The organism is Escherichia sp. 20412-1 (assembly GCF_003027595.1).
GTDB lineage: Bacteria > Pseudomonadota > Gammaproteobacteria > Enterobacterales > Enterobacteriaceae > Escherichia > Escherichia marmotae.
The window spans coordinates 25,492-33,997 of record NZ_PYQM01000043.1 but is presented as its reverse complement, the minus strand read 5'-3'; the positions used below and the strand labels follow the sequence as shown (position 1 = coordinate 33,997).

Sequence of the window (8,506 nt, the reverse complement as noted above, 5' to 3'; positions counted from 1 at the left end):
ATTTAGCAGTAAGCCGGTCATAAAACTGGTGGTTGTAAAAGAATTCGGTGGAGCGGTAGTTCAGTCGGTTAGAATACCTGCCTGTCACGCAGGGGGTCGCGGGTTCGAGTCCCGTCCGTTCCGCCACCCTAATTAGGGGCGTAGTTCAATTGGTAGAGCACCGGTCTCCAAAACCGGGTGTTGGGAGTTCGAGTCTCTCCGCCCCTGCCAGAAATCATCCTTAGCGAAAGCTAAGGATTTTTTTTATCTGTAATAAATTCATCCAAAGTAAAACCTTCTTCCGGCATCCTTGCCAGCTATTTTAATTAATACACATCATCCAGAACGTTAATTTTCAATAGATCGCGAATCAACGCGTGTTTATCACTATTTTGCAGCCATATAGCATAGAGAGGACGTGAAAGCGTTGTGCTGTCGACAACAGTATGCAATCCGCCTTTTTTGCGAGCCCAACTTACTGGTAGCCAGGTACAACAATTAAGCATTGCAATCTGTTGCTGTGCCAGTTCGGCAGAACTGGTTGTCAGGATTGGAACTTCATCAGCACCGATTAAACCGGCCTCATGTTGTTGAAAATCTGGCCCCCATTCCAGTCGCAGATAGTTAAGATCTCCTTTTAATTTAGAAGGGGTGCTGGCATAAAGTGCCAAAGTAAAATGCCCCAGCAACTGGCTACTAAACTCGTCCATTTTGGGCGCTTCAGTGGTAATAAGAAGATCAAGCTGACGTTCATGCAGTTGTTTTACCAGTGACTGCCGTTGGGCGATCCGCGCTTCGAACTGCAACCCTGTGTGGGCATCCTGATTTTGATACAAACGTCCCAGCCACTGATTAAGCATACATTCCCACAACGAGGCGCTGGCACCGATGGAGAACTCATTATGTCGTGAGGTATGTGCCACTTCCTTACGGGCGGCCTGCCAGGTACTCATGAGCGTTTCTGCATAAGGCAGGAGCTTTTCTCCTGCAGCGGTCAAACGGATATTATTCCTGTGGCGGGTGAAAAGGTTCACACCCAGTTGATTTTCCAGTTGCCTGATCCGAAAACTCACAGCTGATTGGGTCAGATAGAGCGATTCAGCCGCTCGACCAAAGTGACGTGTTCGGCTAACTTCCAGGAAAGTTTTTAACAATTCCGTATCCACAGTGCTCTCCGCAAAATTATTTGTCGTTATGATTTAAATGTTTTGTTTTACACTCTGTCAAGCGTAACTAATACTCCGCGCCATAACTAGCTCGGTCAAAGAATTAGGAGCGTGCAGGATGGCGGAAAGCTTTACGACGACTAATCGATATTTCGACAATAAACATTATCCACGTGGGTTCTCTCGTCATGGTGATTTCACCATCAAAGAGGCACAACTGCTTGAACGTCATGGTTATGCCTTCAATGAGCTGGATCTCGGTAAACGCGAGCCGGTGACCGAAGAAGAGAAACTCTTCGTAGCAGTATGCCGTGGCGAACGTGAGCCAGTGACAGAAGCAGAACGCGTGTGGTCTAAATATATGACGCGTATCAAGCGTCCAAAACGTTTTCACACTCTTTCCGGCGGTAAACCGCAGGTCGAAGGTGCTGAAGACTACACCGATTCCGACGATTAATAAAAAAGGGCGAAATGCCCTTTTTTTATGCCAGTAGTTTTTGCAAATGGATTAACAAGCGGTCGATAGCTCGATAGCTAACCGCCTCCTGCAGATGCGGGCGTGTGATGGTCTCAGACTGATCAATATCCGCAATGGTTCTTGATACTTTCAGTAACCGCTGCCAGGCACGAATAGATAATCCCAGATGGATCAGCGTTTCTTCCAGCCACTGTGCGTCTTCACTCTCAAGCTTGCAGAATTGTCGTATTTCTGGGCTATCCAGCCAGGCATTCAGTTTATTCTGCCGCTTAAATTGGCGCTCTCTGGCAGCTATTACGCGTTGTTTAACGGTGGCGCTGTTTTCCCCCAGAACTACCGCTTTACTCAGAATACCGGGCGGTGGGAGAGGGATCTCCAGTGAGAGATCAAAGCGGTCGAGAAAGGGACCTGAGAGTCGGTTGAGATAACGTAATGTTTGTTCTGGCGTACAGCGGTTATGGTTCCCCTGATAATGTCCGGTAGGGCTGGGATTCATCGCCGCGACAAGCTGGAAACGTGCCGGATAGGTTATTTTCGCTCGCGTGCGTGAAAGATGGATCTGGCCTGACTCTATGGGCTCCCGCAAGGCATCCAATGTACGCCGTTCAAATTCAGGTAGCTCATCAAGAAAAAGCACGCCGTTATGCGCCAGCGAAATTTCACCAGGCCCGGGAATTGCACCACCGCCAACCATCGCAGTTAACGACGCACTGTGATGTGGTGAACGGAACGGGCGTTGCCGCCACTGTTTTTGTACCGATTCGGCATTTACCAGACTTAATATCGCAGCACTCTCCAGTGCCTCTTCATTACTTAAATCTGGCAACAGACCATTAATACGGCTGGCGAGCATTGTTTTACCCGTTCCCGGCGGCCCAATCAGTAAAAGGTTGTGCCCGCCAGCGGCGGTAATTTCCAGCCCTCGCTTTCCTTGCTCCTGACCGACAACATCACTGAGATCATGTTGTAATACCCAGGATTCCGCATCTGTTGGTTTCGGGCGTTCGAGAGCATGTTTACCTTCCAGAAATGCACAGACCGCTTGTAGATGATCGGCTATCAGGCATCCTTCACCGTTAATTAGCCCTACTTCCGCTTCATTGTCTTTCGCGACGATAATCTTTCTGCCCGACTTAATAGCTTCAGTTGCACTGGAGATTGCGCCGGGAACGCCACGCAAAGCGCCTGTAAGCGCCAGTTCCCCAACTAATTCATATTCATCCAACTTATTGGCTGTAAGCTGTTCAGAGGCAGCCAGCAACGCAATGGCGATAGGTAAATCATATCTTCCACCTTCTTTCGGTAGATCGGCAGGCGCAAGATTTATGGTGATTTTTTTCGACGGATATTCATATCCGCTATTGATAATGGCGCTACGCACGCGATCGCGTGCTTCTTTTACCGTTGTTTCTGGTAAGCCCACCATCGTTAATCCGGGTAGACCTTTACTGATATGTACCTCAACAGTGATCGGCGGAGCGTTTACTCCCAGCGCGGCACGGGTATGAACAATTGACAGTGACATAAGTCCTCCTTAAGTCACCATTATGAACATAAGAGATCGCTGCTGTAGCCTGCTAAATTGTGTTATTTGGCGGTAGATTCCTGTTTATTTATGCAAGGTGATTTGAGTTGTATTAGCGATGGATTAACGCTCGCAAAAATGAGGCGTGCAAGAATTAGTCTTTAAGAAAGGGCAAGAATTATACGGAAATTGAATTTTTTTCATTCACTATTTTTTATATAAAAAACAATGGTTTTTATAGAAATTATTATATTTGTCATAAAAAGCGACCAAAAAATATCTTGTGCCATTCGCAAAATCTATGGTAACTCTTTAGGTATTCCTTCGAACAAGATGCAAGAAAAGACAAAATGACAGCCCTTCTACGAGTGATTAGCCTGGTCGTGATTAGCGTGGTGGTGATTATTATCCCACCGTGCGGGGCTGCACTTGGACGAGGAAAGGCTTAGAGATCAAGCCTTAACGAACTAAGACCCCCGCACCGAAAGGTCCGGGGGTTTTTTTTGACCTTAAAAACATAACCGAGAAGCAGACAATGAATAACAGCACAAAATTCTGTTTCTCAAGATTCAGGACGGGGAACTAACTATGAATGGCGCACAGTGGGTGGTACATGCGTTGCGGGCACAGGGGGTGAATACCGTTTTTGGTTATCCGGGTGGCGCAATTATGCCGGTTTATGATGCATTGTATGACGGCGGCGTGGAGCACTTGTTGTGCCGACATGAGCAAGGGGCGGCAATGGCAGCTATCGGCTATGCTCGTGCTACCGGCAAAACCGGTGTATGCATTGCCACGTCTGGCCCTGGTGCAACCAATCTGATCACCGGACTGGCGGATGCGCTGTTAGATTCTGTTCCGGTTGTTGCCATCACCGGTCAGGTGTCCGCACCGTTTATCGGCACCGACGCATTTCAGGAAGTGGATGTACTGGGATTGTCGTTAGCCTGTACCAAACACAGCTTCCTGGTGCAGTCGCTGGAAGAATTACCACGCATCATGGCGGAAGCGTTTGATGTCGCCAGCTCAGGTCGTCCCGGCCCGGTTCTGGTTGATATCCCAAAAGATATTCAGTTAGCCAGTGGCGATCTGGAACCGTGGTTCACCACCGTTGAAAACGAAGTGACTTTTCCACATGCAGAAGTTGAGCAAGCGCGACAGATGCTGACTAAAGCGCAAAAGCCGATGTTGTATGTCGGCGGCGGTGTCGGTATGGCGCAGGCTGTTCCTGCTCTGCGTGAGTTTCTCACGACCACAAAAATGCCTGTCACCTGTACGTTGAAAGGGCTGGGCGCAGTCGAGACGGATTATCCGTACTATCTGGGAATGTTGGGGATGCACGGCACCAAAGCGGCGAACTTCGCGGTACAGGAGTGTGATCTGCTGATCGCCGTGGGTGCACGTTTTGATGACCGGGTTACCGGCAAACTGAATACCTTCGCACCACATGCCTGCGTGATCCATATGGATATCGACCCAGCAGAAATGAACAAACTGCGTCAGGCGCATGTGGCATTACAGGGCGATTTGAATGCTTTGTTACCGGCATTACAGCAGTCGTTAAATATCAATGGCTGGCAGCAATATTGCGCACAACTGCGTGATGAACATGCCTGGCGCTACGATCACCCCGGAGAGGCTATCTACGCGCCGTTGTTGTTAAAACAACTGTCGGATCGTAAGGCTGCGGATTGTGTTGTGACCACGGATGTGGGACAGCATCAGATGTGGGCCGCGCAGCACATTGCCCATACTCGTCCGGAAAATTTCATCACATCCAGTGGGTTAGGCACCATGGGTTTCGGTTTACCAGCGGCGGTTGGCGCGCAAATCGCGCGACCGAACGATACCGTTGTTTGTATCTCCGGTGACGGCTCTTTCATGATGAATGTGCAAGAGTTGGGCACCGTAAAACGCAAGCAATTACCGTTGAAAATCGTCTTACTCGATAACCAACGGTTAGGGATGGTTCGACAATGGCAGCAACTGTTTTTCCAGGAAAGATACAGCGAAACCACCCTTACCGATAACCCCGATTTCCTCATGTTAGCCAGAGCCTTCGGTATCCCTGGTCAACACATCACCCGTAAAGACCAGGTTGAAGCGGCACTCGACACCATGCTGAACAGTGATGGGCCATACCTGCTTCATGTCTCAATCGACGAACTTGAGAACGTCTGGCCACTGGTGCCGCCTGGTGCCAGTAATTCAGAAATGTTGGAGAAATTATCATGATGCAACATCAGGTTAATGTATCGGCTCGCTTCAATCCGGAAACCTTAGAACGTGTTTTACGCGTGGTGCGCCATCGTGGTTTCCATGTTTGCTCAATGAATATGGCCGCCGCCAGTGATGCACAAAATATAAATATCGAATTGACCGTTGCCAGCCCACGGTCGGTCGACTTACTGTTTAGTCAGTTAAACAAACTGGTGGACGTCGCACACGTTGCCATCTGCCAGAGCACAACAACATCACAACAAATCCGCGCCTGAGCGCAAAAGGAATATAAAAATGACCACGAAGAAAGCTGATTACATTTGGTTCAATGGGGAGATGGTTCGCTGGGAAGACGCGAAGGTGCATGTAATGTCGCACGCGCTGCACTATGGCACCTCGGTTTTTGAAGGTATCCGTTGCTACGACTCACATAAAGGACCGGTTGTATTCCGTCATCGTGAGCATATGCAGCGTCTGCATGACTCCGCAAAAATCTATCGCTTCCCGGTTTCACAGAGTATTGATGAGCTGATGGAAGCCTGCCGCGACGTAATCCGCAAAAATAATCTCACCAGTGCCTATATCCGTCCGCTGATTTTTGTCGGTGACGTTGGCATGGGCGTAAACCCGCCAGCGGGATACTCCACCGACGTGATTATCGCCGCTTTCCCGTGGGGAGCGTATCTGGGCGCAGAAGCGCTGGAGCAGGGGATCGATGCGATGGTTTCCTCCTGGAACCGCGCAGCACCAAACACCATCCCAACTGCGGCGAAAGCGGGTGGTAATTACCTCTCTTCCCTGCTGGTGGGTAGCGAAGCGCGCCGCCATGGCTATCAGGAAGGTATCGCGCTGGATGTGAATGGTTACATCTCTGAAGGTGCAGGCGAAAACCTGTTTGAAGTGAAAGATGGCGTGCTGTTCACCCCGCCGTTTACCTCATCCGCATTACCGGGCATTACCCGTGACGCCATCATCAAACTGGCGAAAGAGCTGGGAATTGAAGTGCGTGAGCAAGTTCTGTCGCGCGAATCACTCTATCTGGCAGATGAAGTCTTTATGTCCGGTACTGCGGCTGAAATCACGCCAGTGCGCAGTGTAGACGGTATTCAGGTAGGCGAAGGTCGTTGTGGCCCGGTTACCAAACGTATTCAGCAAGCCTTCTTTGGCCTCTTCACCGGCGAAACCGAAGATAAATGGGGCTGGTTGGATCAAGTTAATCAATAAATACAAAAATGGGATGGCACGCACCGTCCCATTTACGAGACAGACACTGGGAGTAAATAAAGTATGCCTAAGTACCGTTCCGCCACCACCACTCATGGCCGTAATATGGCGGGGGCTCGTGCGCTGTGGCGCGCCACCGGAATGACCGACGCCGATTTTGGCAAACCGATTATCGCGGTTGTGAACTCGTTCACCCAATTTGTACCGGGCCACGTCCATCTGCGCGATCTCGGTAAACTGGTCGCTGAACAAATTGAAGCGGCTGGCGGTGTTGCCAAAGAGTTCAACACCATTGCGGTGGATGATGGGATCGCCATGGGCCACGGGGGCATGCTTTATTCACTGCCATCTCGCGAACTGATCGCTGATTCCGTTGAGTATATGGTGAACGCCCACTGCGCCGACGCGATGGTCTGTATCTCCAACTGCGACAAAATCACCCCAGGGATGCTGATGGCCTCCCTACGCCTGAATATTCCGGTGATCTTTGTTTCCGGTGGTCCGATGGAGGCCGGAAAAACCAAACTGTCCGATCAGATCATCAAACTTGATCTGGTTGATGCGATGATCCAGGGGGCAGATCCGAAAGTCTCTGACTCCCAGAGCGATCAGGTTGAGCGTTCAGCCTGCCCAACTTGCGGCTCCTGCTCCGGGATGTTCACCGCCAACTCGATGAACTGCCTGACCGAAGCGCTGGGCTTGTCGCAGCCGGGTAACGGCTCACTGCTGGCAACCCACGCTGACCGTAAGCAATTGTTCCTTAACGCCGGTAAACGCATTGTCGAGCTGACCAAACGTTACTACGAGCAAAACGATGAAAGCGCCCTGCCGCGTAATATTGCCAGCAAAGCGGCATTTGAAAACGCCATGACGCTGGATATCGCGATGGGCGGTTCCACTAACACCGTTCTCCATCTGCTGGCAGCGGCGCAGGAAGCAGAAATCGATTTCACGATGAGTGATATCGATAAACTTTCACGTAAAGTCCCGCAGTTGTGCAAAGTTGCGCCGAGCACTCAGAAATACCATATGGAAGATGTTCACCGTGCTGGTGGCGTTATCGGTATCCTCGGGGAACTGGATCGCGCGGGATTACTGAATCGCAATGTGAAAAACGTGCTCGGTCTGACGTTGCCGCAAACGCTGGAACACTACGACGTCATGTTGACCCAGGATGATGCGGTAAAAAATATGTTTCGTGCAGGCCCGGCGGGTATCCGTACTACCCAGGCGTTCTCGCAGGATTGCCGTTGGGACTCCCTCGATGACGACCGTGCTAACGGTTGTATCCGCTCACTGGAACACGCCTACAGCCAGGACGGTGGTCTGGCTGTACTTTACGGTAACTTCGCGGAAAACGGCTGTATTGTTAAAACCGCGGGCGTCGATGACAGCATCCTGAAATTTACCGGTCCGGCGAAAGTGTATGAAAGTCAGGACGACGCGGTAGAAGCGATCCTCGGTGGCAAAGTTGTGGCAGGCGACGTAGTCGTGATCCGCTACGAAGGGCCGAAAGGCGGTCCGGGGATGCAAGAAATGCTCTACCCAACCAGCTTCCTGAAATCGATGGGCCTCGGTAAAGCCTGTGCACTGATCACCGACGGTCGCTTCTCTGGCGGCACCTCTGGCCTTTCCATCGGTCACGTCTCACCGGAAGCGGCAAGTGGCGGCAGCATTGGCCTGATTGAAGACGGTGACCTGATCGCCATCGACATTCCGAACCGCAGCATTCAGTTACAAGTAAGTGATGCAGAACTGGCGGCACGTCGTGAAGCGCAGGAAGCCCGTGGTGATAAAGCCTGGACGCCGAAAAACCGTGAACGTCAGGTCTCCTTTGCTCTGCGCGCTTACGCCAGCCTGGCGACCAGTGCCGACAAAGGTGCGGTACGCGATAAATCGAAACTAGGGGGTTAA

The 8,506-nt window shown here is 50.8% G+C and carries 9 protein-coding genes and 2 tRNA genes; 9 read left to right on the top strand and 2 right to left on the bottom strand.

The annotated features are described in order from the left end of the window. Positions 1-49: 49 nt before the first annotated feature. Both C7B16_RS20320 and C7B16_RS20315 read left to right on the top strand, forming a co-directional pair. Positions 50-126, top strand: a tRNA-Asp gene (locus C7B16_RS20320). Positions 127-134: 8 nt separating this feature from the next. Then, a tRNA-Trp gene (locus C7B16_RS20315) sits at positions 135-210 on the top strand. 95 nt (positions 211-305) lie between these two features. Here C7B16_RS20315 and hdfR read toward each other — a convergent pair. Then, complete coding sequence (hdfR, locus tag C7B16_RS25075) at positions 306-1,145, bottom strand: HTH-type transcriptional regulator HdfR (RefSeq protein WP_000379233.1); 840 nt, start codon at positions 1,143-1,145, stop codon at positions 306-308. Between the two features lie 118 nt (positions 1,146-1,263). Between hdfR and maoP the strand changes: the two genes are divergently transcribed. Beyond that, positions 1,264-1,602 (top strand): macrodomain Ori organization protein MaoP, encoded by a 339-nt coding sequence (gene maoP / locus C7B16_RS20305; RefSeq protein ID WP_000841001.1) that lies wholly within the window; start codon positions 1,264-1,266, stop codon positions 1,600-1,602. A gap of 25 nt (positions 1,603-1,627) precedes the next feature. Here maoP and C7B16_RS20300 read toward each other — a convergent pair whose 3' ends face one another. Further along, positions 1,628-3,148 carry a YifB family Mg chelatase-like AAA ATPase gene (locus tag C7B16_RS20300; protein ID WP_000059010.1) on the bottom strand — a complete coding sequence of 507 codons (1,521 nt, stop codon included), beginning with the start codon at positions 3,146-3,148 and terminating at the stop codon, positions 1,628-1,630. A gap of 350 nt (positions 3,149-3,498) precedes the next feature. Between C7B16_RS20300 and ilvL the strand changes: the two genes are divergently transcribed. The 6 genes from ilvL to ilvD all read left to right on the top strand — a co-directional run bounded on the left by ilvL (position 3,499) and on the right by ilvD (position 8,506). Continuing rightward, complete coding sequence (gene ilvL, locus C7B16_RS20295; RefSeq protein WP_001311244.1) at positions 3,499-3,597, top strand: ilv operon leader peptide; 99 nt, start codon at positions 3,499-3,501, stop codon at positions 3,595-3,597. An 86-nt stretch (positions 3,598-3,683) separates the two neighbouring features. Beyond that, positions 3,684-3,734 (top strand): peptide IlvX, encoded by a 51-nt coding sequence (gene ilvX / locus C7B16_RS20290; RefSeq protein ID WP_001387183.1) that lies wholly within the window; start codon positions 3,684-3,686, stop codon positions 3,732-3,734. Between the two features lie 2 nt (positions 3,735-3,736). After that, positions 3,737-5,383, top strand: coding sequence for an acetolactate synthase 2 catalytic subunit (ilvG, locus tag C7B16_RS20285; RefSeq protein ID WP_107180069.1), 1,647 nt, complete (start codon positions 3,737-3,739; stop codon positions 5,381-5,383). After that, positions 5,380-5,643, top strand: a complete 264-nt coding sequence (ilvM, locus tag C7B16_RS20280) for an acetolactate synthase 2 small subunit (RefSeq protein WP_000983255.1) — start codon at positions 5,380-5,382, stop codon at positions 5,641-5,643. The genes ilvG and ilvM overlap by 4 nt, the downstream gene beginning before the upstream one ends. Positions 5,644-5,662: 19 nt before the next feature. Then, entirely contained in the window at positions 5,663-6,592 is a 930-nt protein-coding gene (ilvE, locus tag C7B16_RS20275; RefSeq protein ID WP_000208520.1) for a branched-chain-amino-acid transaminase, read from the top strand. A 63-nt stretch (positions 6,593-6,655) separates the two neighbouring features. Continuing rightward, positions 6,656-8,506, top strand: a complete 1,851-nt coding sequence (ilvD, locus tag C7B16_RS20270) for a dihydroxy-acid dehydratase (RefSeq protein WP_001127407.1) — start codon at positions 6,656-6,658, stop codon at positions 8,504-8,506.